Source organism: Flavobacterium cupreum, from assembly GCF_003996965.1.
Lineage (GTDB): Bacteria > Bacteroidota > Bacteroidia > Flavobacteriales > Flavobacteriaceae > Flavobacterium > Flavobacterium cupreum.
Genome location: NZ_QWDM01000001.1, coordinates 113,403 through 136,220, shown reverse-complemented (window position 1 = coordinate 136,220; position 22,818 = coordinate 113,403). Strand labels below are relative to the sequence as shown.

At 38.8% G+C, this 22,818-nt stretch carries 25 protein-coding genes and 1 pseudogene; 14 read left to right on the top strand and 12 right to left on the bottom strand.

Annotated features, from left to right (window positions below; translation table 11 throughout):
- Nucleotides 1-90: 90 nt before the first annotated feature.
- Together D0817_RS00600 and D0817_RS00595 are read right to left on the bottom strand one after the other, a co-directional pair.
- Nucleotides 91-888 (bottom strand): helix-turn-helix domain-containing protein, encoded by a 798-nt coding sequence (locus tag D0817_RS00600; protein WP_127336451.1) that lies wholly within the window; start codon nucleotides 886-888, stop codon nucleotides 91-93.
- Nucleotides 889-988: 100 nt separating this feature from the next.
- Nucleotides 989-2,404 carry an aldehyde dehydrogenase family protein gene (locus D0817_RS00595; RefSeq protein ID WP_127336450.1) on the bottom strand — a complete coding sequence of 472 codons (1,416 nt, stop codon included), beginning with the start codon at nucleotides 2,402-2,404 and terminating at the stop codon, nucleotides 989-991.
- A gap of 469 nt (nucleotides 2,405-2,873) precedes the next feature.
- On the opposite strand from D0817_RS00595, the gene D0817_RS00590 reads away from it, so the two are divergent.
- From D0817_RS00590 to bshB1, 13 genes are all read left to right on the top strand, one after another.
- Nucleotides 2,874-3,299: a nuclear transport factor 2 family protein gene (locus tag D0817_RS00590; protein WP_127336449.1), complete on the top strand. Its 426-nt coding sequence runs from the start codon at nucleotides 2,874-2,876 to the stop codon at nucleotides 3,297-3,299.
- A 130-nt stretch (nucleotides 3,300-3,429) separates the two neighbouring features.
- Nucleotides 3,430-4,524: an alkene reductase gene (locus tag D0817_RS00585; protein ID WP_127336448.1), complete on the top strand. Its 1,095-nt coding sequence runs from the start codon at nucleotides 3,430-3,432 to the stop codon at nucleotides 4,522-4,524.
- A 214-nt stretch (nucleotides 4,525-4,738) separates the two neighbouring features.
- Nucleotides 4,739-5,521: an alpha/beta hydrolase gene (locus D0817_RS00580; RefSeq protein ID WP_127336447.1), complete on the top strand. Its 783-nt coding sequence runs from the start codon at nucleotides 4,739-4,741 to the stop codon at nucleotides 5,519-5,521.
- Nucleotides 5,522-5,614: 93 nt separating this feature from the next.
- Entirely contained in the window at nucleotides 5,615-6,193 is a 579-nt protein-coding gene (locus tag D0817_RS00575) for a Crp/Fnr family transcriptional regulator (protein ID WP_127336446.1), read from the top strand.
- Nucleotides 6,194-6,321: 128 nt separating this feature from the next.
- Nucleotides 6,322-6,756, top strand: a complete 435-nt coding sequence (locus tag D0817_RS00570) for a DinB family protein (protein WP_127336445.1) — start codon at nucleotides 6,322-6,324, stop codon at nucleotides 6,754-6,756.
- A 101-nt stretch (nucleotides 6,757-6,857) separates the two neighbouring features.
- On the top strand, nucleotides 6,858-7,691 hold the full coding sequence (locus D0817_RS00565) for a helix-turn-helix transcriptional regulator (RefSeq protein WP_127336444.1): 834 nt from the start codon (nucleotides 6,858-6,860) through the stop codon (nucleotides 7,689-7,691).
- 368 nt (nucleotides 7,692-8,059) lie between these two features.
- Complete coding sequence (locus tag D0817_RS00560; protein WP_127336443.1) at nucleotides 8,060-8,605, top strand: carboxymuconolactone decarboxylase family protein; 546 nt, start codon at nucleotides 8,060-8,062, stop codon at nucleotides 8,603-8,605.
- Nucleotides 8,606-8,626: 21 nt separating this feature from the next.
- Nucleotides 8,627-9,493: an alpha/beta fold hydrolase gene (locus tag D0817_RS00555; protein ID WP_127336442.1), complete on the top strand. Its 867-nt coding sequence runs from the start codon at nucleotides 8,627-8,629 to the stop codon at nucleotides 9,491-9,493.
- An 87-nt stretch (nucleotides 9,494-9,580) separates the two neighbouring features.
- Complete coding sequence (locus D0817_RS00550; protein ID WP_127336441.1) at nucleotides 9,581-10,486, top strand: alpha/beta fold hydrolase; 906 nt, start codon at nucleotides 9,581-9,583, stop codon at nucleotides 10,484-10,486.
- 2 nt (nucleotides 10,487-10,488) lie between these two features.
- Nucleotides 10,489-11,253 carry a sulfite exporter TauE/SafE family protein gene (locus D0817_RS00545; RefSeq protein WP_127336440.1) on the top strand — a complete coding sequence of 255 codons (765 nt, stop codon included), beginning with the start codon at nucleotides 10,489-10,491 and terminating at the stop codon, nucleotides 11,251-11,253.
- 15 nt (nucleotides 11,254-11,268) lie between these two features.
- On the top strand, nucleotides 11,269-12,252 hold the full coding sequence (locus D0817_RS00540; protein ID WP_127336439.1) for a type I glyceraldehyde-3-phosphate dehydrogenase: 984 nt from the start codon (nucleotides 11,269-11,271) through the stop codon (nucleotides 12,250-12,252).
- A gap of 112 nt (nucleotides 12,253-12,364) precedes the next feature.
- Nucleotides 12,365-12,979: a pyridoxamine 5'-phosphate oxidase family protein gene (locus D0817_RS00535; RefSeq protein WP_127336438.1), complete on the top strand. Its 615-nt coding sequence runs from the start codon at nucleotides 12,365-12,367 to the stop codon at nucleotides 12,977-12,979.
- Between the two features lie 10 nt (nucleotides 12,980-12,989).
- A complete protein-coding gene (gene bshB1 / locus D0817_RS00530) occupies nucleotides 12,990-13,697 on the top strand; it encodes a bacillithiol biosynthesis deacetylase BshB1 (protein WP_127336437.1) in 708 nt (235 codons plus the stop codon).
- A 187-nt stretch (nucleotides 13,698-13,884) separates the two neighbouring features.
- On the opposite strand, the pseudogene D0817_RS00525 reads toward bshB1, so the two are convergent.
- The 9 genes and pseudogenes from D0817_RS00525 to D0817_RS00480 all read right to left on the bottom strand — a co-directional run bounded on the left by D0817_RS00525 (nucleotide 13,885) and on the right by D0817_RS00480 (nucleotide 21,281).
- Nucleotides 13,885-14,468: pseudogene (locus D0817_RS00525) on the bottom strand (DUF417 family protein).
- Nucleotides 14,469-14,554: 86 nt separating this feature from the next.
- Nucleotides 14,555-15,406: a helix-turn-helix domain-containing protein gene (locus D0817_RS00520; protein WP_127336436.1), complete on the bottom strand. Its 852-nt coding sequence runs from the start codon at nucleotides 15,404-15,406 to the stop codon at nucleotides 14,555-14,557.
- A 148-nt stretch (nucleotides 15,407-15,554) separates the two neighbouring features.
- Nucleotides 15,555-16,016, bottom strand: a complete 462-nt coding sequence (locus D0817_RS00515) for a VOC family protein (RefSeq protein WP_127336435.1) — start codon at nucleotides 16,014-16,016, stop codon at nucleotides 15,555-15,557.
- Nucleotides 16,017-16,204: 188 nt separating this feature from the next.
- Complete coding sequence (locus D0817_RS00510) at nucleotides 16,205-16,684, bottom strand: GNAT family N-acetyltransferase (protein ID WP_127336434.1); 480 nt, start codon at nucleotides 16,682-16,684, stop codon at nucleotides 16,205-16,207.
- Between the two features lie 632 nt (nucleotides 16,685-17,316).
- Nucleotides 17,317-19,704, bottom strand: coding sequence for an ATP-dependent helicase (locus D0817_RS00500; RefSeq protein ID WP_127336433.1), 2,388 nt, complete (start codon nucleotides 19,702-19,704; stop codon nucleotides 17,317-17,319).
- A 150-nt stretch (nucleotides 19,705-19,854) separates the two neighbouring features.
- On the bottom strand, nucleotides 19,855-20,094 hold the full coding sequence (locus D0817_RS00495; protein WP_127336432.1) for a hypothetical protein: 240 nt from the start codon (nucleotides 20,092-20,094) through the stop codon (nucleotides 19,855-19,857).
- Nucleotides 20,081-20,287 (bottom strand): DUF2188 domain-containing protein, encoded by a 207-nt coding sequence (locus tag D0817_RS00490; RefSeq protein WP_127336431.1) that lies wholly within the window; start codon nucleotides 20,285-20,287, stop codon nucleotides 20,081-20,083. Before D0817_RS00490 ends, D0817_RS00495 begins: the two co-directional genes overlap by 14 nt.
- A 2-nt stretch (nucleotides 20,288-20,289) precedes the next feature.
- On the bottom strand, nucleotides 20,290-20,469 hold the full coding sequence (locus D0817_RS00485; protein WP_127336430.1) for a DUF3606 domain-containing protein: 180 nt from the start codon (nucleotides 20,467-20,469) through the stop codon (nucleotides 20,290-20,292).
- A 197-nt stretch (nucleotides 20,470-20,666) separates the two neighbouring features.
- Entirely contained in the window at nucleotides 20,667-21,281 is a 615-nt protein-coding gene (locus D0817_RS00480; protein WP_127336822.1) for an alpha-ketoglutarate-dependent dioxygenase AlkB family protein, read from the bottom strand.
- A gap of 563 nt (nucleotides 21,282-21,844) precedes the next feature.
- On the opposite strand from D0817_RS00480, the gene D0817_RS00475 reads away from it, so the two are divergent.
- Entirely contained in the window at nucleotides 21,845-22,297 is a 453-nt protein-coding gene (locus D0817_RS00475; RefSeq protein ID WP_127336429.1) for a response regulator, read from the top strand.
- Between the two features lie 164 nt (nucleotides 22,298-22,461).
- Here the strand turns inward: D0817_RS00475 and D0817_RS00470 are convergent, their stop codons facing one another.
- Entirely contained in the window at nucleotides 22,462-22,686 is a 225-nt protein-coding gene (locus D0817_RS00470; protein WP_127336428.1) for a hypothetical protein, read from the bottom strand.
- Nucleotides 22,687-22,818 lie beyond the last annotated feature (132 nt).

Sequence of the window (22,818 nt, the reverse complement as noted above, 5' to 3'; positions counted from 1 at the left end):
GTTTAGCAGTATAGTGCCACTCTTACTAGCCATAAAATTTTTTGGGATACTATTAGCATTAAGTAACTCTAATTTTAGTATAAATAGTAATCATTTAGAAAATGCCTTTGATGGTGCTATCCCGAATTCCTTGCTGAAGGAACGTGAAAAATGGGAGATATCTTCAAATCCCACTTCCAGGTAAACATCTGATGGCTTTCGGCCCCTTTTAGTGATGAGAAAGTTAGCCTGCTGCAGCCGTTTTTGCAGGAGCCATTTTCCCGGTGCCATTTTAAAAATCTTTTTAAAATCACGTTTGAAGGTTGTTAAACTTCTGCCGCTCATGTATCCAAAACGTTCCATTGAAATATTAAACTGAAAATTCCGGTTCATAAAAGCTTCCAGGTCTATTTTTCCGGGCTCGCTAAAATCAAACAGTACATTTTTGAGTTCGGGATTTGTTTTTAATAACAATAGTACGGCTTCTTTTGTTTTTATAAGAAGTATTTGTTCATTTTTACCAGCTGACGTAAGATCAAAGTAAGGCGAGAGGGACTGAATATAGTGCAGTAAAAGTGGCTGTGACTGTATGTTTATCACGGAATCGTCAGCAGCCGGCATCTCTGCTGTAAATCCATACTCTTTACTGAAATCTTTTAAAAAGTTTTGGTCAAGCCGTACTGATATGGTTTTATATTCTCCGTTTTGTGGCGGAATTTTAATATACCTGGCCAGGCGGTTTCTTCTGGCCAGGCAGAATTCGCCTGTCTGCACTGTGTATTCTTTTTCAGCATCATTGATAACCAGCGATCCGGAAAACTGATACAGAAAAATATGTTCGGGAATAAACTGCTCGTTGGATAAATTTCGCGTTACATAACAGGAATACAGAATGTTGGGACTTATCATTTTCTAAAAATTATTTTGTACTATAAAGGTAAGCAGCATTGAAATTTTAAATTGCAATGCTGCTCATTCAGTAGATGAAATAGCAGAAGCAAATTGTTTATTAAACCGCAATCACTTTTGGTTCAACGTATTCGTCAATACCGTAAGCCCATGAAGTTCGGCCTATACCGGACTGTTTAAATCCTCCAAATGGAGACTGGGATTCCCTGTTTACAGCCGTATTTATCAATACGCGTCCGGAGATAATCTGGCGTGCGATCTGTTTCGCTTTTTCTGTATCACCTGAACTGATATAAGCGGAAAGGCCATAAATGGTATCGTTGGCTATAGTTATGGCTTCCTCTTCTGTTTTGTAGGTGATAACACAAAGAACCGGGCCAAAAATTTCTTCTTTGGCAATGATCATCTCTGGCGTTACATTCACGAAGACTGTGGGCTTGGCATAAAACCCTCCAAGACCTTCGGGATGGCCCGGTCCTCCTACAAGGATTTCAGCACCCTGATCCCAGCCGGACTGAATGTAGCGCTGCACAGTGTCATACTGTTTTTGACTTACCATCGGACCAATGTAAGACTCCGAGTTCCATAAATCCCCAATCCTGATGTTTTTCATATTTTCTATAATCAGGCTTTTGATTTCTTCCAATTTGCTTTCCGGAACTAATATCCTGGTTCCGGCATGGCAGGCCTGGCCACTGTTGCTGAAACCTATTGCCAATGCCAAAGGAATGGCTTTCTGAAGATCAGCATCTTCCAGTATAATATTAGGGGATTTCCCGCCCAGCTCAAGTGTAACCCTTTTCATGGTTTCTGCGGCTTTGCTTCCAATAACTCTTCCTATTTGGGTAGATCCGGTAAAGGTTACCACTGCAATGTCGGGGTGAGCAGTAAGTACCGTTCCAACAACAGGACCGGTTCCGTTTACAATATTGATGACACCCTTAGGAACACCAGCCTGATCAAAACACTCCGTCAGGATCTGCGTCTGAAGGGCACTTAATTCACTGGGCTTAATCACAATCGTACACCCCGCTGCAATAGCCGGGGCAAGTTTTCCACAGATGTGCGTATAATCTGCATTCCAGGGCGTGATTGCAGCTATTATACCCAAAGGCTCGTTTACAATAGTGGCATACTCCAGCTGTTTTTCAAATTCGAAACTTTCCATGGCAGCTTTGGTGTCCCTAAATATTTGTGCGGCATATCGGGTTCTTCCTTTGGTGGCCGAAATAGGAGATCCGTATTCTTCCACTGCCGCTTTATTAAGTTCTTCTTCATTGGCAAGAATGGCATCGTGCAGACGCTGCAGTATTTCGCCACGTTCCTTCACGGTTGATTTTGAAAAAGTCACAAAAGCTTTTTTTGCGGCCTCAATTGCCTGATCGGTATCAATTTGATCCCCTAAATGAACGATACCAATTTTTTCGCCTGTTGAAGGATTGTACAGATCCTGGGTTGCTGTTCCGTGTGGTGCTGTAAAGCGACCATCAACGTAAATTTTATCTATTATTTTCATATTGTATTATTTAATTAACAATGCAAAATTAGAGTGAAAACAGAGGAGCTACTTGACTCAGAAGTCCAAATTTGTTGTCTCTAAAGCTCACTATCATTTGATCTTATCGTTACTATTCAATTAGGAATTAACAAACAGGTATGCTTTTAGTCCTTAAACAAAATATAGTTTTCATAGGAATTGGTTTTAGGAAATGAATGTTTTCCAGTCGGTTACTATTAAATGTAAAATTGCGACAACGCTATACATTAAGGCTTAGCATCTTTTCCTGAATCGTTAACGATTCTTCCCGTGGTGTAATAACCGGGTATTTATCATTGAGATTTGTCAATTGATTTCTTATTATATGTCAATTTCAAAATCAATATCCCGGCCTAATTTTGTAACTCAATCAGCGGTTAACTTTTTTACAGTTGAAAGTTAATTGCACTAATCAAATAGAATTTCTAACCTATTTAAATGAGAAAAAATGAGTACTACAACAGCGAAAGAATTGCTTATAAGTTATCTTGAAAATATTAATAATCCGGAAAAAGTAATAGAATTATTTGCGGACGATGCCGCTATCGAACTTCCCTATCTTAAAACGCTGGGGATGCCTTGGCAAATGAAAGGGAAGGCTGTTATATTAGAATTTCTGCAAAATCTTCCAAATATGTTTCCCGGTTTTAAATTCGAAAACATTCAAATTCTTATTGACACAACCGATCAGGTATTTGGCGAATATGATGTTCATTGTACCAATGGAGCAACGGGACTTCCTTACAATCAATCGTATATGGGCAGACTGGTGGCCGAAAACGGGAAAATTAAATTGCTGCGCGAAGCATTGAACATGGCCGAGGTTGCCAAAAGCTTCTTCCCTGAAGCGGCAGCACTTCTGCCTTTTGAATAATTAAATTATACTTTTTATTGAATCTGATTAATTAAATCGCAACAAGCTTATAAGAGTTAATTATGGCATTTGATTCTTATTAAGCACATATCAAATCACTATCATTTTTTTAACTTAAATATACACAACAATGGACAATAAATTATTTTCTGAATACAAATTGGGCGACCTTACTTTAAAAAATCGCATCATCATGGCACCCATGACTAGAGGCCGTGCTGCCAATCCAGAACTTATGGCCACTGACCTAATGGCCACGTATTACCAACAACGCGCATCTGCCGGTCTGATCATTACGGAAGGGACTTGGGTAAGCCCGGATGCTATTGGATATATCAATGTACCCGGTATTTACAGCGATAAACAAACTGAAGCCTGGAAGCATGTAGTTGATGCAGTACATAATGCAGGAGGCAAAATATTTCTTCAGATTTCGCATGTTGGGGCAGTGAGTCATCCGGATCACCTGAAAGGGAAACTGCCTCTGGGGCCATCTGCTATTAACCCGAATGAACAAACATATACACCTGATGGTTTTAAGGATACTCTTGTACCCCGCGAAATGACGGTTGAAGACATTAAAGGGATTATAGAAGATTTTCGCACCGCAAGCCTTAACGCAAAAAAAGCCGGTTTTGACGGGGTCGAAATTCACGGCGCCCACGTGTACCTGTTTCCTGAATTTTTGAGTTCGGAGACTAACAAACGTACCGATTCTTATGGCGGTTCTGCAGAAAACAGAAGCCGTTTTGTAATCGAACTACTGGAAGCCGTAACCAGCGTGTGGGGAAAAGGAAGGGTAGGATTGAAAATTAGTCCTGCGACTAGTTCCGGAACGCTAAAACCTAATGCGGATACGGAGCCTACTTTCCGTTATTTGGCCGAAGCGCTAAATCAGTTTGATTTGGCTTATCTGCATGTTTTGGGCTCTGTAGAATCGGTTGCCGATACTCCGGCAGCAGCATTTCAGGATGTAGCTTCTTATTTCAGACCATTATACAAGGGTACTCTTATGATTGGCGGTGGACTTGATTCTGAAAAACGAGAGGCACTTTTACACTCAGGCAATGCTGATCTTATTGCGTTTGGTTTGCCGTTTATTGCTAACCCTGATTTGGTAGAAAGATATCGTACAGGAACAGCGCTGTCTCTTCCTAATACCGATCTTCTTTATTCAGGTGGTCCTGAAGGTTATATTGATTATGAAACAATGATGAAAAACTAATATCCCATATTTCTTCAAAAACAAAACTCTTAAAACCATTTAAGAGTTTTTTTATTTAGCAAAGTAAGTTTATCAAACCCTTGAATGTTTTTTCTGTAAATGAAAATAAGGAAAAATAGCTAACACATCAGGAATATATGCCTAACGGTTCCTCATACATGATTTGCAACTTTGTATCGTCAAAAATGACAAATAAAATTTAAAAAATGAAGATATGAAAATGTTTAAATTTAAATCGTTAAAAGGCTTAGCTGTGGTTGCAGTTCTGGCTTTAAGTTCCGCTATTGCTCAAAGTACATTTGCCCAGGAACAAATCAGTAAAAATGTGGTTTTGGTGCACGGCGCTTTTGCTGACGGATCAGGATACCGGAAGGTTTATGAAATACTGACCCATAAAGGGTATAATGTACGTGTAGTACAGCTTCCTTTAACTGGTCTTGCTGATGATGTTGCGGCAGTAAACAGAGTTTTGGACCAAGTAGAAGGGCCAACAGTATTAGTTGGGCATTCCTGGGCAGGTGCTGTAATCTCTGAAGCAGGAACAGACCCAAAAGTCGCGAGTTTGGTTTTTATTGCCGCTTTTGTTCCGGACATGGGAGAAACCGCAGCGCAATGGGCTTCCACTTATCCTGCAGCTCCCGAAAATGGAATTACAGCTCCCGACCCATATGGCTACCTGTTTTATAGTAAGGATAAATACCATGCGGGTTTTGCAGCAGATATCAGTAAAAAAGAAAGTGATTTTATGGAAGCTTCACAGGTTCCGATACTGGCGGCTTCTTTTGGAACAGCTCTTTCAGCTGCAGCATGGAAAACCAAACCGGTTTTTGCTATTGTAACGCTGGAAGATAAAAATATTCATCCTGACCTGCAACGCAAAATGTATGAGCGTGCCAATGCTGCCATAGTTGAGATTAAATCGAGCCATGTGGTTTATATTTCCCACCCTGCAGAAGTTGCTGATTTAATTGTAAAAGCATCGAAAACAAACAAATAAGAGGAGTAAATACCTTCAGGATTTATCAATAAATTCATTTGGTAATTGTTTTATCTTTACGATAAAATAATCTGTATTTTAATTAAGATTTATATGTTTGAAATTTTTGCTCAATACCTGCAAAGTAAGATAGAACTGAGTGATCAGGAATTAAAAATGATCGAAGAGGTTTGCGTGGTGCGTAAACTTAGAAAGAATCAATATTTATTGCAGGAGGGGGATATCTGGCGCTTTAATGCCTTTATAACCAAAGGTTGTTTGAGAACGTATAGTATAGATGACAAATCGACAGAGCATGTTCTTAATTTTGCGATTGAAAATTATTGGATAGGAGACAGGGAAAGCCTTTTAAACGGCACGCCGTCCCGCTTTAATATTGATGCCATCGAAGAGAGTACTTTGCTGTTAATCAGTAAGGAAAATTTTGCCGGACTGATGAAAAGCATTCCGCAATTTCAGGATCTGGTAAACTTAATAATCGAGCGAAGTTTTGTGGCCAGCCAGGATCGTATCAATAACAGTATCAGCCTTAATGCAGAAGAAAAGTACATTCGCTTTATCGAAAAACAGCCACAGATTGCGTTACGCGTTCCCCAGCACATGATTGCCTCTTATTTGGGAATGACACCGGAAACGCTGAGCAGAATACGAAAACAGAGCGCTAAAAAATAATTAGGAAATAGATTTCCACTGAGGCACTTGATATATATCAAGTGCTTTTTTATTTTATGTCAATTGTTTAGAGCGCTTTTAAAATTAATTTTGTGTAACTACTTAACAACATAAAATCGGAAGAAAATATGGAATGGAGCATTATTTACCAGGCATGGCTTTTACAGAACAGGAAAATTAGCGATCTTATTCATAAGCTTACTGATGAAGATTTAAAGAAAGATGTTGCTTTGGGAAGAAACAGCGGGATTTATCTTTTAGGACATCTAATTGCCAGCAATGATTTATTGATGCCTCTTTTTGGTTTTGGAGAAAAAATGTATCCGGAGTACGAGAAAATTTTCTTGTGCTGTCCTGACAAATATGCTCAAAATTTCCCCACTGTCAAAGAAGTAAAATCGCATTGGTTTGCCTTAAATGAACAGCTGATTCTGAAATTTGCGGCAATAAACGAAAAGCAATGGATTACTGAAGGCGAAAAATCGTATCACAAATTAAAAACGATGTTAACGATAGTAAATCATCAGTGCTATCACTTAGGCCAGCTTAATTTTCTTTTGTAGCAATACTGTTGGCTTTTGCTGAGGTTTAATTACACTACATTTTATCATGATGTAAATAAATATGCTAACTTTATCTCTTTAATCACCTCATAATTATAGTTATGATTTATAACGGAGAAAGCAAAGAGTTATTAATTTTAGACGAACTGGATAACGTAAACAAAGACATACTTTATAAATGTGGGGATACGGATATGACCTTACTCTGGAACAAAGGAGAAGAAATGCAAATCATGATTGATAAGGTGGAATATAATTTTAAAAAAAATGATGTTGTTTTCCTGACCGAATATCACAAAATTGACAGTTTAAATTTAGACTCCGTTCGGTTTCTTCGGTGGAATCAGCCTTTTTTCTGCCCCATTAATCATGATAACGAAGTTGGCATCAAAGGACTTTTATTTTTTGGCGCAACAGGTTTGCCTATTGTAAACATCATTGAAAATGAAATCAAGTTTCTCGAAAATTACTGGGAAAACTTTACAAATGAAATGGCATCCAAAGACAGCCTTCAAAAGGATATGCTTCAGTCTATATTGAAACAAATATTGATTTTTTGCGCACGAAGCCTCAAAAAATCGGCCCATTATGACCGCCTGGAAAAGAGCCAGGTTGATATTATAAGGGAATTTAACTTTCTGGTGGAAGGACATTTCTCAAAGCATCACGATGTGGCCTTTTATGCAGCGAAGTTAAATAAGTCGCCAAAGACACTTTCCAATCTTTTTGCATTAGTTTCCAATCGCCCGCCCATAAGTATTATTCACGACAGGATTATGCTGCATGCCAGAAGACAGATCAATTATACCAATTTATCCATAAAAGAAATAGCCTATGATTTAGGGTATGAAGACATTCAGACTTTCAGCCGCTTTTTTAAAAACAAAGAAGGTGTTTCACCCATTCAATACCGTGAAAAACTAAAGTTAAATTAGCCAACATCAAACTAATTATAGAAGTGCCCCCGCTCAGGGCACTTTTTTTTGTGCCTCATTTTAAACTCAATTTTAAATCAATTTTAAATCGATTATAATCTGCGCAATCTGCCAAATCTGCGAGAAAAAACTTTTGCTTAAAAAAGGCTCACGCAGATTGAGCAGATTTTTTTGTTACAAAACGCTGTTTTTGCGGATTTGCCGGGTTATGATAATTCGTCAAGACCTTATTTCTCCATATTTCTGCTATTTGGGAAAAAAGGTTAACTCATCGGGAAAATGTGCCTAACTCCTGCCACTGTAAGTATCGCAACTTTGTACTGTCAATAACGACAATCAAAACTATTATAAATTAAATATTTAATATCATGGCACGATTAACAGCATTAGACCCGGATCAGACAAACGGGAAATCAAAAGAACTATTTACTGCAATAAAAGGCAAAATGGGCATGGTTCCCAATATGATGAGAACGATGGGAAATTCGCCGGCAGTACTAAACGGATATCTTGGATTGAGTACCGCACTTAACAGCTCATCACTTACTCCAAAAACAAGAGAATTAATTTCATTAATGGTCGCAAACCAAAATGGATGTGACTATTGTAATTCGGCACACAGTTTCATTGGAGGGAAAATTGGAATTGATGCTGATGCTCTGGCTCAGGCAAGAATTGGAGTATCATCCGATGAAAAAACAAACGCAGCTTTGGAATTTGCAAAAGAAGTTCTGGATACAAAAGGAAATGTATCTGATGATGCTATAGCAAAATTTAAAAGCGCAGGGTATGAAGAAGAACAGATTGCAGAAATAGTAGCTGCTGTTTCCCTGAGCATTTTTACAAATTACTTTAACAATACCGCCAAAACAGATATAGATTTTCCGAAACTGGCACCAATTCACCAAAACTAATAATTCACCAAAACAATAATTATGAAAACAACTTACCACACAAGAAAAATCAACGGAGTTGAAATTTTTTACCGCGAAGCAGGAGACAAAAATAAACCGACATTAGTATTACTGCACGGTTACCCAACATCTTCCCATATGTTTAGAAATCTGATTGTAGATTTATCAGATAAATATCATTTGATTGCACCGGACTATCCGGGATATGGAAGAAGCGAGCAGCCGCCAATGAAAGATTTTGATTATACTTTCGAGAATATGGCCAGCATAGTAACTACACTTTTAAGCGAGCTCGAGATTCAAAAATACAGTCTTTACCTAATGGATTACGGAGCACCAATCGGATTTAGAATTGCCAGTGCAAGTCCGGAGAAGATCGATACGTTAATTATTCAAAACGGCTGCGCTTATGATGAAGGTCTGGAAGCTTTTTGGGATCCGATTAAAGCGTACTGGAAAAATGTTAATGATAAAGAGGCCGAGGCTACCCTTAAAACTTTTCACTCCCCTGATGGATTAAAATGGCAGTATACGCACAGCGTACCGGATGTAAGTGCGATCTCTCCTGATAACTGGGAAATCGATTTAAGACACCTGGAACGTCCTGAAAACGGAGCTATACAACTGGCAATGTTCTATGATTATCAAACCAATGTGTTACTGTATCCGAAATGGCAGCAGTACTTCAGAGTCCATCAGCCTGAAACACTTATAGTGTATGGAAAGGACGATTATATTTTTCCGGGCGTAGGAGCAGAAGCTTTCAAAAAAGACCTCAAGAATCTTGAATTCCATTTATTTGAAACCGGTCACTTTGCTTTAGAGAGCTACGGAAAAGAAATTGGGGAGCTTATCAGTGATTTCCTTGATAGAAAAGTAAATAAATAAGCATAGAATTTCATCCTGCGATGCTAAACAGAGCATTGCAGGATGCAATTATAAATACAAACGGTAAAACCTTTAATATCATATATCATGACAACAAAAATAAATTTTGATTCACAGGAAATTGATTATACTGTTTACTATCAATATATAAATGTAGAGGGAATAAAGATTGGATATAGGGAAGCAGGTTTATCAAATCAAAATGTACTCTTTTTGCTTCATGGCTATCCCAGTTCGTCTGTCATGTTCAAAATCATTATTCCTATATTGGCTAAGCATTTCAGGGTTATTGCAGTAGATATGCCTGCCTTTGGCTTCAGCGATGTTCCAAGTGCAGATAATTTTGATTACACTTTTGAAAATTATGCCAGATTTATTTCAGCCTTTATGCTAAAACTGGATATCGGCAAAGCAAGCTTTTATCTTTTTGATTATGGAGCTCCTATTTTGATGCGCTGCATTGCTCAGAATCCCGAGATGGTTAAAATGCTGATTTTTCAAAATGGAAACATTTACATGGAAGGTGTTGGAGATAAATTAAAGGAAATAAAAAAATTGTATGATGCCAATACTGCTGAAAGCGCACTGCAGGTAAATAACTATTTTGAATTGGATTATACCAAATGGGAGTATATGAATGGTGTTCAGAATGAAAAGAGAATAATGCCCGAAACGTATCTTTTGGATCAGTTTCTTCTGGAGAGAGAAGGCGTGAAGGCCATTCAGATCAATCTGAAAAGAGATTATAAAACAAATATTGAACTGTATTCGCTGTGGCAGGAAACGCTTATAAAGCTGCAGCCTCCCACTTTAATAGTGTGGGGAGAAAATGATGAATTTTTTAAAAGAGAAGGAGCAGAACTGCTGCACAGGGATATTTCTAATTCCAAATTGGTTTTTTATCCCACAGGACATTTTGCCCTGGAAGAGTTTGGACAGGAAATAGCCAGTGAAATCATCGCATTTTGGGAATTAAATTTTAAAAATCAATAAATATGGAACAGTATACTATTGAGGTCCTGTTATTCTTCGCTGCCGTGGCAGGAAGCGTGCTCAATGCCGTTGCCGGAGGCGGAGGTTTTATTGCGTTTCCGAGTCTTGTCTTTGCGGGGGCTTCTCCGGTAAGTGCAAATGCAATTAGCACCGTGGCACTCTGGCCAGGCAATATTGCAAGTGCCAAGGCATTTCACAACGATATTAAAGCTTCGAGAAGAACCTTGATTTACCTGCTTTTCATATCTGGCCTGGGAGGTTTTCTGGGAGCGATGCTGTTAATTTTGGCCTCCTCTAAAACTTTTGAATTTCTGGTGCCTTATTTTCTTTTATTTTCATGGCTGCTGTTTTCTTTCAGTTCTAAAATTTTGGAATATTTTAAGGCCAAGAAGCAAACGCAGGAAAGTTTTAGCTATGATCATAAAAAATTTGCTCCACTTCTGCTATTAGGCATATACGGAGGTTATTTCGGTGCCGGGCTGGGTATGATGGTTTTAACTGTATTTACTTTCTACGGAATGAAAAGCCTAAATGAAATGAATGGGTTAAAAGTATTAATGGTTGCGGTAAACAATGGGGTTGCAGCCTTAACGCTTTTATTCTCCGGTTTAATAGACTGGCATTTTACGCTGGTTATGATTGCAGGAGCCCTTATCGGCGGGTACTATGGAGCTTCATTGACAAGAAAAATAAATCAGGACATATTAAAAAAAATAATAATCATAATAGGCGGATTAATTACGCTCTATTTTTTTACAGCAAAATAATTAAAAACAAACAACATGAAAAAAATAGCAATTAATGGTTTTGGCAGAATTGGAAGATCTTCTTTAAAAGTTATTCTTGAATCTCCGGATTTGGAAGTAGTAGCAATTAATGATTTGATGAGTATAGAAAATGCAGTATATCTTTTAAAGTATGACAGTATTTATGGAAAGTATGATCGAAAGGTTTCATTTGAAGGGGACTATATTCTGATTGATGATAAAAAGATAAGATATACTTCGAAGAAAGATCCATTGGAACTTCCGTGGAAGGAATTATGGGTGGATGTAGCCATAGAAAGCACGGGATTTTTTACCAATAAAGCTGATGCGGAAAAACACATTATCGCAGGAGCTAAATTTGTTGTGATCTCAGGACCTACAAAGGATACTCCCACAATAGTACATGGTGTAAATACAGCAGAAGGCAAAGTTTCCATATTTTCCTGTGCAAGCTGTACCACTAATAATATCAGTCCGTTGATAGAGATTTTAGGACGCCGGATAGGGATTAAAAAAGCTATATTAAATACCATCCATGCCTATACAGCTTCTCAGACTCTTGTAGATGCGCCTTCAAAAAGGGAGCCAAGAATGGGACGTACGGCAGGGATCAATCTGGCTCCCGCAGCTACAGGCGCCGCAATAGCGACCACAAAAGCTTTGCCGGAATACGCCGGAAAATTTGATGGTGTAGCGGTAAGGGTTCCTGTTCCGGTGGGTTCTATTTCGGATATCACATTTGTGACCGAAAGAAATACAACAGCCGAGGAGATCAATGCTATTTTAACCGAAGAATCTCTGACTGCCCGTTATGAGAAAGTGGTTGCCGTAACAGATGAACCCCTTGTTTCTACTGATATTATTAAAAGCCCATTTGCCGCAACAGTTGATTTGGAAATGACAAGGGTAGTGGATGGAGATCTGGTGAAAGTAATGGCCTGGTATGATAACGAGTGGGGTTTCACCAATCAAATGATAAGACAGATTCAGGAGTTATGATCCTTATTTTTTTTTAAATCCTTAAAGATGGTTTCTCTAAATCATTTTTAGGGATTTATATGATATAAAAAGGGAAGTATATAAAATTCAAAACAATTTAAATTTTTTGATTATGAATTATGCAAAATTAGCCTTTACAGATGCTGTTAAAGATCTGCAGGAAAAACAGGGGAGTAGAAATGGTTACGACCGCATGGAAAAAATGGCCGTTGTCGACGGACTTACCGACAATGAAATTTATTTCATAGCGGACCGCGACAGTTTTTATATGGCCAGCTTTGGGGCCAATGAATATCCATACATTCAGCACAGGGGAGGACCAAAAGGTTTTATAAAAGTCATTGATAACTCAACAATTGGAATTGTTGATTTTGTCGGCAATAAACAATATATATCAACGGGAAATATTGCCACAAACAATAATGTAGCCATTATCATGATTTCTTATCCGCACAGGGCAAGACTGAAACTGTATGCTAAGGCAAAAATAGTGGAATTGGAGAGTGATCCGAAACTGTATGATTTATTAAAACCCGAAGAATATAAATTTCGTCCGGAGCGAATGATGATTTTTGAAATACAGGCATACGACTGGAATTGCCCACAGCATATCACCCCGCGTTATACCACACAGGAAATTGACGATGCACTGCTGCCTCAAAAAGAGTATATTGTAAGCCTTGAGAATAAGATAAAAACACTGGAAGAGCAGCTTTCAGGCAAATAAATCGAAAAGTATGAGTATCGATATTTTAGCATTTGGTGCACATCCTGATGATGTGGAATGTGCCGCGGCCGGGGTTATTTTAAAAACAATAAAGAACAACGGGAAAGTTGTAATAGTTGATCTGACCAAAGGAGAGCTCGGCAGCTTCGGAGACCAACACTCAAGAGGAAAGGAGGCTTTACAGGCATCAGCAATGCTTGGCATTATTGCAAGGGAACAGTTAAATTTAAGGGATGGCAATATAGAGAATACCCATGAAAACCGATTAAAGGTCATTCATCTGATACGAAAATATCAGCCCAAAATTATTTTGGCAAATGCAGTTTTTGATCGTCATCCTGATCATAAAAAGGCAGCCGACCTGATAAGAGAGGCGTCCTTTTTATCAGGATTAAGAAAAATTGAAACATTTGAGCAGGGAGAAATGCAGCTTAAGTGGCGTGCAGGGGCTGTATACCATTATATTCAGGATTATTTTATAAAACCTGATGTTGTGGTTGATATTACCGATTTTTTTACGAAAAAAACGGAAGTTATTCAGGCGTATGATACGCAGTTTGTTTCTGCTTCGGACTCAGGTGCGGTGGGCATCTTAAATCTGCTGAAACAGATTGAAAGCACCAATCAGATTTTCGGACGCGCTATCGGGGTTCAATATGCTGAAGGATTTACATGTGAAAGGTATATAGGAGCAAAAGACTTATTAGATCTCATTTAGCAAAGCTGTTTTTCCATGTGCCATTAAGTTCCGACAGTTTCGGCCTTTGATGCCTGGACTACTTTTTCCGGAGACCTAACTTTTTTTCTTCCATAAAGATATTAAAAAAGGACCTGCGGAGCATTGTCCCATAGTCCTTACTTTAAATATATTTAAACTGCCATGTCAACAGAAGACCTGAGATTTATTACCGTGCAGTACTTGATTTTCTTTTTTTATTTCGCAGGTAAAGGGCGGCCGATTCGCTCATGGTAATAATAGAGGCTCCCATTATCACGATGTCTTTAAGAACCAAACGTCCCCTGCCTGATAAAAAAGGGAATCCATATTGCTGGTCGGTCAAATGCGGCACCCAGCTTTCGGGGGTTGTTATTAAAAAAGAAAGTGTTCCAAGGGTTAACAGGAACACAAGATACTTCCAAACATACTCTCCAGAGGTGCCCAACGGTGAATTCCTACCAGAATTGCAAGGCCGATCAACAAGATGCCCAGCCCATTTGAAAAGCCATAGGTATTATTTTCGATGTTCCACTGACGATTCTCAGCGATCAGTTCCCCTTCTTTATTGACGTGATCTTTATATTGCTCCGGATTATTATACAATGCAGACATAAATGGGCTGTTGGCTACAAAGGGTACAATTCCATCAGCCTCATAAGGGAAAAATTTAAGTCCTCCAATCCAGAGGAAAACAATTACGATTCCAGCCCTAATGACCTTTTTGCCCACGCTGTCAAGGTTTGCGATTGTATTTAAAATAGTATTTTTCATTGCTTTGTTTTTTAAATTATATGTCATTAATTAACAATACAAAGCTACAGCGGGTAGGGTTCTGCTGAAATGGATCAAAAGTGCTTTTAGATAGACAAATCAGCCACTATTGAAATCCCTGTGGTATTCCTGAAAGCCTGAGGAGAAATTTTTGTCATTTTTTTAAAGAGCCTGCTGAAGTAATATTCGTCCTGAAATTTTAGTGCAAAGGCGATTTCCTTAATACTTAATCTTGTAAGGTGCAGTTGCTTTTTTGCTTCCAGAATTAATCTTTCCTGTATCATTTGCGAAGGTGTTTTGTTAAAGCGCCTGGTACACTGTTTTGTAAAGCTATTAGAAGTCATCGCTAGCAGTGCTGCATAATCGCCGGGTTTTCGAAGTGTCAGAAAATTTTCTTCAAGAAGCTGTCTGAATACATCCATTTTCTCATCCCTGTATACTTTTTGCTTTTCGATACTCTTAATTTTTATGCTGCTGGATTTGGCCAAAAATAGCTGGAGGTAAGCTCTAAGTACGATATCTGAGGGAACAGGCTGTTTGAACTCCTCAGTAATCTGACTCATTATCATCTGGTAGGATACAAGTTCATCTGATGATAGCTGCAGTGAAGGTTCAATATAAATAGTATTAAATAAAAGTCCGTTGCAGGCAACTTCATCTCTGTGGTATTCAATGCAGTAAAAATCGCTGTGAAACTGCAGGATTGCATATTTTAAAGCGGTATTCTCTTTAATGGATATGGTCTGCTGTGGTGTTGAAAAAAGGATTACAGGGCCAGAAAATGCAAAAGAAGCAAAATCTGCATGGAAAACGCCTTCACCGGCCGTGACAATTATGATGGTATATTCCGCAAATTGCGCAGGTGTCCCCAATGTATTATTTTCAGGCTGATCAAGGCCCAAAAGTAAATTTCCCGTATCTGAAAATACTTTATTCATACTATGAGGATTAGTTTAGTTACCGCTGTAAAAATAAACAGATTACTGCAAGGATTTTCTATTTTCACTCCTTTTTGCTCAGGACAGTACTTATAAAGCTGCACTCTTAAGGGTACAGCTTTATAAACCCTGACAAAGATTTTTTGTATTACTCCCCAATAATAGTATCAGTCTGGAAAATATTGATTTTATTTCCATCGACGTCTTCAATCATCGTACAGAGCATTTTATCGCCTGCTATGTAAAGCTCACGCCATACAAATTTCACTCCTTTTTCTTCAAGTTCCTGAGAAGCTGCTGCAACATCATCAACCTGTAAGACAATAGATTTGTTTCCGATCGTTATAAGATGCCCGGGTGCTTCTGCAAACAGTTCTTCGATTCGTTTTGCGTTGTCGACCTGTAAAAGCTCAAGGCGAAGTTCCCCCGATTTAATGATCGCTGTTTCTGCAGAGCCACTCGGGATCGAGAATGTTACACGGCTTACAAGCTCAAAGCCAAAAATATTTTTGTACCAGGCGATCGACTGATCGAGGTCTGCAACCGTAAAAGCGACATTGTAAAGGGAAAAGGAGGCAAGTCCGCCTTTATTTTGTGAGGTAATTTCCATTTTGTAATAGATTAGATTTAGATACTTAACACATCAGCTGATGTGTGTTTTTTTTACACTGCAAATTTCCTATAATACATTAATTTCTTTATTGATATTTGATAGGAAAAGAATTGATCTATGTCAAGAATGATCTAAGTAAAAAACAAAATGGAATGTACCGGACGTACTTTTGCTCCTTATACAATTTACTTTAATTCGAGTTTGTAGATTTTTGAGTTTTTATCCGGAAAAACATAATTGTCCGGCAGATTCAGCCGATCGGTCTGCTGGAAGCCATTTCTTTCATAAAACCTGTGTGATGCTACGGCAATACCAGGGGTATCAAGCCAAATTATTTTTAAATCAATACTTCGTGCATAAGTGGCCAGTTTTTCAAAAAGCAATTGGGAAATCTTTGGTTCAGCACCCCTGTAATCTTTTTGTACAAACATTTTTCGAAGTACTCCATTTTGATTGTCCAGCTTCTGAAGCCCAATTGTACCTACTATTTCGTTATTAATTTGGGCAGTCCAAAAGTTACCATTGCGATAAAATTTTTCAGTATCGATCAGGTCGGGCTGATCTGCCTGTGTAAATCCCAGGTTAAATTCTCCGTTTTGTATGTTTAGTACAAATTCGCGCACCAGACTCTGTTGGACTGCTTTAAATTCTGCAATATCAACCATTTGCTTTATACTAATTATGAGTTTATTATTCTTTTGTATAAGTATGAAGTTACGAAGTTATAAAAAACATGAGGAATATATTTATTGATCTGCCCTCAATTACAAAATTTAGGCTTTATCTGTTTAAACGGCCATGCAGGCAGCGAGGTTTGTAAATCATTTAATTATATATTTAGAGATAATCTGAAAAATTAACACCCGTGCTGCAGTCCTGGATTAGTTCTTATTATATTCTTCTAAAGCAAAGATTATCTGACTTGCTAAAGATGCTGAGAAACGAGGCTGTAAAAGCGCCGACTATGAGAAGAGAACCAAACAAGATCTTTATCAGGAAGTTAAAAAAGCAGACATTAAAGGAAGATCTAAAATGACAAAACAAGAATTAATGTATGCCTTGCGTAACAATTAACTTAGAAGTTCAATATACAAAAAAACTATCCAAAACTATACAGGAAATTCAACTTTGCCGGTGATATTTTTATCACTTCACGTAAAAATACGAAACAGAAGAAAGACGGGGTGTCCTGTGGGGACAACCTTTTTTTTCATCGAAATATTATTTTTTATTGGGCGTTGCTATAAGGATATATGAAAAAAAGGCTCCATATGGCTGCGGCAAGAGCAGGGTACCATTAAAACTTCCACCATTTTTGATCCTTGATTTTAACAGATTCTGAAGCATTGTCTGAATTTAAATTCTGGCCTGGATCTGCTTTTGCATTTTCATCAAATGGCTGATTCTCTAAAGACTCCGCTTTTGAAAGTTCAGTGAGATCTTCTTCAAACGGATTTTTCTGGGACTTCAAATGGGATTGTAAATCCCCGGCAGAATCAGTAGTACCATGCTCACTGGATTCTGAAGAGGAATCATCGGCTATTTTTTTCAGGAAACGAAAATTGAAGTCTATTGGTTTCTCCTTGCCCATTTCAAAAAAGTCAATGGTATATTGGTTTTTTTCCAGATCGACCGCATTGATTCTCCCTTTTTTAAACACCTCATGGTAAACCAGATTCCCGACAGCAAAAAGCTCCCTGCTTTCTGCATTTGGATTTCCGGCCGGTACTTTAGCAGCCTGCAGGATTTCGGGACTTAATTTGCCTTTACGGATGTAAAACTCCTCGCTGATTTCAAAGAGAAAGCGCGATGGATATTTATTAAGCCCGGTCGTAAAATTATATCCTTCCGAATCGGTGATGTAAAATCTTTTCTCGGCGCGCGTCACCGCTACATAGGTGAGCCTTCTTTCTTCTTCAATGGCGCGGCTTCTTCTTTCTTTGATGGACAACGCGCTTGGCAGGACACCTTCGGTAAAACCGCACAGAAAAACATAGGGGAATTCCAGTCCTTTTGAAATGTGGATTGTCATCAGTTTTACTTTATCCTGATTTTCATTGTGTGTATCCAAATCGGTGAACAGCGCAATTTCCTGCAGGTATTCGGCTGCGTTGATAGGCTCTTTATATTCTTTTTCAAGCAGCAGCATGGAACTGACAAGCTCCCTGATGTTTTCCAGACGGTCCTCATCACCGTCTTTCCGATATAATTCAGCAAGTCCGCTTCTTTCCAGTATCTCTTTGACCAGATCCGATATGGATTTTATTTTAGCAAGCTCTTTTAGCTGAGCGATCAAATCCAGAAATTCAACGGCCCCTTTTTTAGCCAATTCCTTGTCTGTACTGTTTTGTTCAAGCGCTTTGAGCAGGGAAAGGTTCTGTTCGCGCCCCAGATAACTCAGGCGCTCCATAAACTTCTTGCCAAGACCGCGGGAGGGTTGATTGAACATACGGAGGAATGAAATATTGTCGCCCGTTACAATAAGCCTTAACAGCGATAAAACATCTTTTATTTCTTTTCTTTCAAAGAATTTAACACCACCAAATATGGTATAGGGTATATTTTCCTTGATCAGTGACTGCTCTATATTTCTGGAGATGTGATTGGCACGATACAATATGGTGATGTCGGAATATTTTGCCTTATCGGTTTTAATGATCTCCTTAATTTCCGAAGCTACCCAAAGTGATTCCTCAAAATCATTTTTGCCGTGAAAATGCACCACTTCAAACCCGGCGGGCTTCTCGGTAATCATATCCTTGTCAACCCTTATTTTGTTGTTTTTAATAATATGGTTGCCAACTTTCAGGATGTTGGGCGTTGAGCGGTAGTTCTGGTTCATGATGATCGTTTCGCAGTCCGGAAACATTTTATCAAAATCTACCAGGTATTCGGGTTTGGCACCGCGCCACTCGTAGATGGCCTGGTCAGGGTCACCCACCACAAATAAATTCTGATGAATACGCGAGAGCATTTCAACAAGCTCAAACTGACTGTCGGAGCTGTCCTGCGCCTCATCAACCTGTATGTAATGTATATTTTCCTGCCATTTTACAAGTACCTCATTAAAAGTAGTCAGGATGTATACGGTGAAATGTATCAAATCATCAAAGTCCAGGGCATAGTTCCGCTTTTGTTTATCGAGATACTTATGGAATACCCTCAGCGATAAATTGTCGGTCTGCTCGTCCTCAAAACTTTTATTTGCCAAAATGTAGCCCAAATAGTCAGAGGTGCCTTTGGACTTGGAAATAAACTGCAGGACCTGTTTGAAAGTCAGGTTTTTGGAGTTGATGTCCAGCTCGTTAAAAACCTCGCGCAGAATGGTCTTTTGATCTTCTGCATCGAGTATAATGAAATTTTTGGGGTACTGGATCTTATTTATTTCCTCACGAAGAAACCGCACGCAAAAACCATGGTAGGTGGTAATAAGGCTTACATCATAGGTATCACCGATGAGCATTTTTACTCTTTTTTTCATTTCCTGTGCCGCCTTATTGGTAAAGGTCACACAAAGTATGTTGGAGGAATTGATTCCGAGCCGGTCCACAATATAGGCAAACCTGGAGGTCAGGGCTTTTGTTTTTCCTGATCCGGCCCCGGCAATGACGCGCACATAGCCTTCGGTAGTTTTGACTGCCTGAAGCTGTTTTTGATTAAGCTGCTCTAAAATCGGATCGGTCATTGTCTTTTTTTAATTTGAAGAAATAGTATTTTTGGAATCTATCAGGCGCATTTTACACCTTCGGATAAAATCAAAAACCCTGAAAAGAATTTACCATAAAAATACTAAATTCTTTTCAGGATCCCTTACTGTCATTATAATACGACACTGTTAAATATCCGAAAGCCCGGAAGGGTCAGTGGCCCCGGCAATGCTTTTTCCCTCAGGATTGTTTTTTTTGTCTGCAGCATCATCCAGGTCATCTTTCTGGTAGTCATTCAGACGACCGGCTTCTCCGGTTCCTGCACCGGGTTGCATGCTCCCCGAACCATTGTAGGCGCTGTTTGCATTTTCGTTTGTATTTTCGTTTGTATTTTCCGCGTCCTCTGGTATGTTTTTATTCGTTTCCATGATTTTCAGTTTTATGGGTTTTCTCTTTATGGTTTTCCAAAAGCTCACGGGCCTGTTTGAGTCCCGTGGCTATGGCGATGCCTTCTTCTGCGCCGTCCTGAAGCAGGACATTGGCTATCTCGACGGCCTTTTCCCTTAACCCGGCGGGCTGGTTTTTATAAGATGGGGGATAGTCCCCGTTGTGCCAGGGCATGATTAATTATTTTCTGCCAGATAATCCCTGACATGTTCGACATTCGTGCCTGCAGCTCTCACAGCACTTTTTAATACTTCCTGCGGTACATTGAACTTTTCAGACCAGTATTGCACCTCATATGATTCATTGATATTAATTTGTGAATCATCTGCTTTTCCTGTTTTCGTTTTATCATCCATGATTTTTGTATTTAAAAGTTTCGCTAAAGTTACCTTAACAGTTCACCAATCCCGTTATAAGATAAACCCTGATTTTTACAGGATTGCAATGATAGTCAGAAACATAAAAACTAATGTGCCATAAAACTCATTTGGAAAACAGGAATCTTCTAAAAGAAAAAACAAATCAGGACTTCCCTCAATAGAGTACCAATGCCTTATCTAACCTGACGAAAGGTAAGGTTGATTCTTGGCAGCACATCCCTGGCTGTTTTAGGAACCTGATGTTCCCAATAAGTATTGGTATGTCCTGCCATCAGCAGAAAAGTTCCATGATGCAGGGGTATTTCGATCTGCGGAATATGTTTGAGGGTTTTATGGCGCAGACGGAACAGGCGTGTTTCCCCAAAAGTCACCGAAGCGATATTCATGTTTTTATTGCTGCTGGTCGTTTTATCACTGTGCCAGCCAACACCATCACTGCCGTCCCTGTATAAGTTAAGCAGTACTGCGTTGAATTTAATATTGGTATGCTGTTGTACACGCGCCCTGATTTCAAGGAGCTGGTGGGGCCAGTCCGGGTTTGATTTTCGCTCAACCCGGCTCGTCGCCCCATACCATGCTATCATTCTGGGTGCTGTGACTACTTTGTCATACATAGGCATTTCATATTCCCTCCACTGGGAATTATGGTATAAAAAATTATAGTAATAATCGGATTCTTCCTTACTGAAAAAATTATCAATCAGCATCAGATCCGCATCAGGGACGTCAAATGTTCTTTTGCCGCCTTTGCCTGATGAAAAAATTTCGGTGTCATCAAATAGCATCATTTTCATAAGTTTTAATTGTATGTCAGCTTTCATAGTTTTGGCCTGTGGACAAAGTTTTATCGCAAGGTGAAGGGGCAGGAGAGCGTAGTCCGAAATAGCGCTTCATAAGAACACGATACACAATACCTCTTTCGCCACTTCCAATAATGGCGGTATCCCGTTAATCTGTGAATCAGTCAGTCTTTCGCAGGACATGAAAAACCTATTCCTGGCGATGTGCACCATTGACCTTTCCATACTCTTCTCTTTATTTAAGACAAAATTAGTACAGATCGAAACATGATTTAAGAAACCTTATGTTCTAATTTATAACAAATTAGACGGTTCATTTTTTTGTTCCAGGACAATTGCCCGTAAATATTGAGGAACTGACAGAAATAAGACGGTGATGAGAATGTAAAAAAAATATTTTTTAATGTGTTTTTTCCTAATTATGATTTATCTTTGTGTTCCCTGATCTGGATATGGATATAATTCGATACTCAAAATTTACCGAAGCTGTAAATTGATACGTTTTGCTCACTGCAAACTTTTTTTTTTGGTTTAATATAAATTTTTTGATTATGGCTGTTGACAACCGTAGTGCTCAGAGATATATTTATTTAGCCGATGATGATAGCGATGACAGGGATTTCTTTGCTGATGCGATGCTGGAAATTCAGCCCGGTGTTATTCTAAAAATGGCTCACGACGGCATGTATTTGATGGATGATCTGTTTGAGAATTCTGATACAGAACTTCCTGAATTCATTTTTCTTGATATCAATATGCCTGGAAAATCAGGATTTGAATGTCTTGAAGAAATAAGAAAACATGAAAATTTAAAGGAAGTAAATATTATTATGCTTTCGACGAGCAATGACCCTGAAAATATTCGGATGGCAATGGAATTGGGCGCTACATGTTACGCGGTAAAACCCAGTTCTTTTGAAAAACTTAAATCCATACTCGAGGATATACTGAGTATAAATCTTATCTCGACTCTGGAAGAAAATCGGAAATTTCTTTTGGTGTGATTGTGGTCAGGCAGCCAGAAGGCAGTCATTCTGAACTTGCATTTGTATGATCAGTGCCGGTAAGCTCTGCCCTGTAAACAAGATAAATTAAAATTCAAAAAAGCCTGCGAAATGCAATCATTTCGCAGGCTTTTCTATTTGGATAAACTACGTTGATAAAAAAATTAATCCTCGTCATCTTCATCCGCTTCAGACTCGTCTAAAGTCCTTCTGTCTGCATCGTCATGGTCCAGTTCGCCAGGCTGGTGGCCGGAAGATCTCTCATCGTCATAGTGCTGGTTAACACCCGGATCGGTGTGCTCCATAGTTTCAGACTGGATGGATTCTTCCCCCATGTGATACGTACTATCTTCCTGATGGTAAGTATCATAGTTTTCTTGTGGTATCATATTGTTTTAATTAAATAGTTAATAATTGCTGCTTTCAAAACAGGCCGTCAATCTCTTAAAGAGAGAAAGAGCAGTAAAGTTAAAAAAGAAGCCGTGGACTACATTACAGCCTTTTGCTGTTTAATTATATTA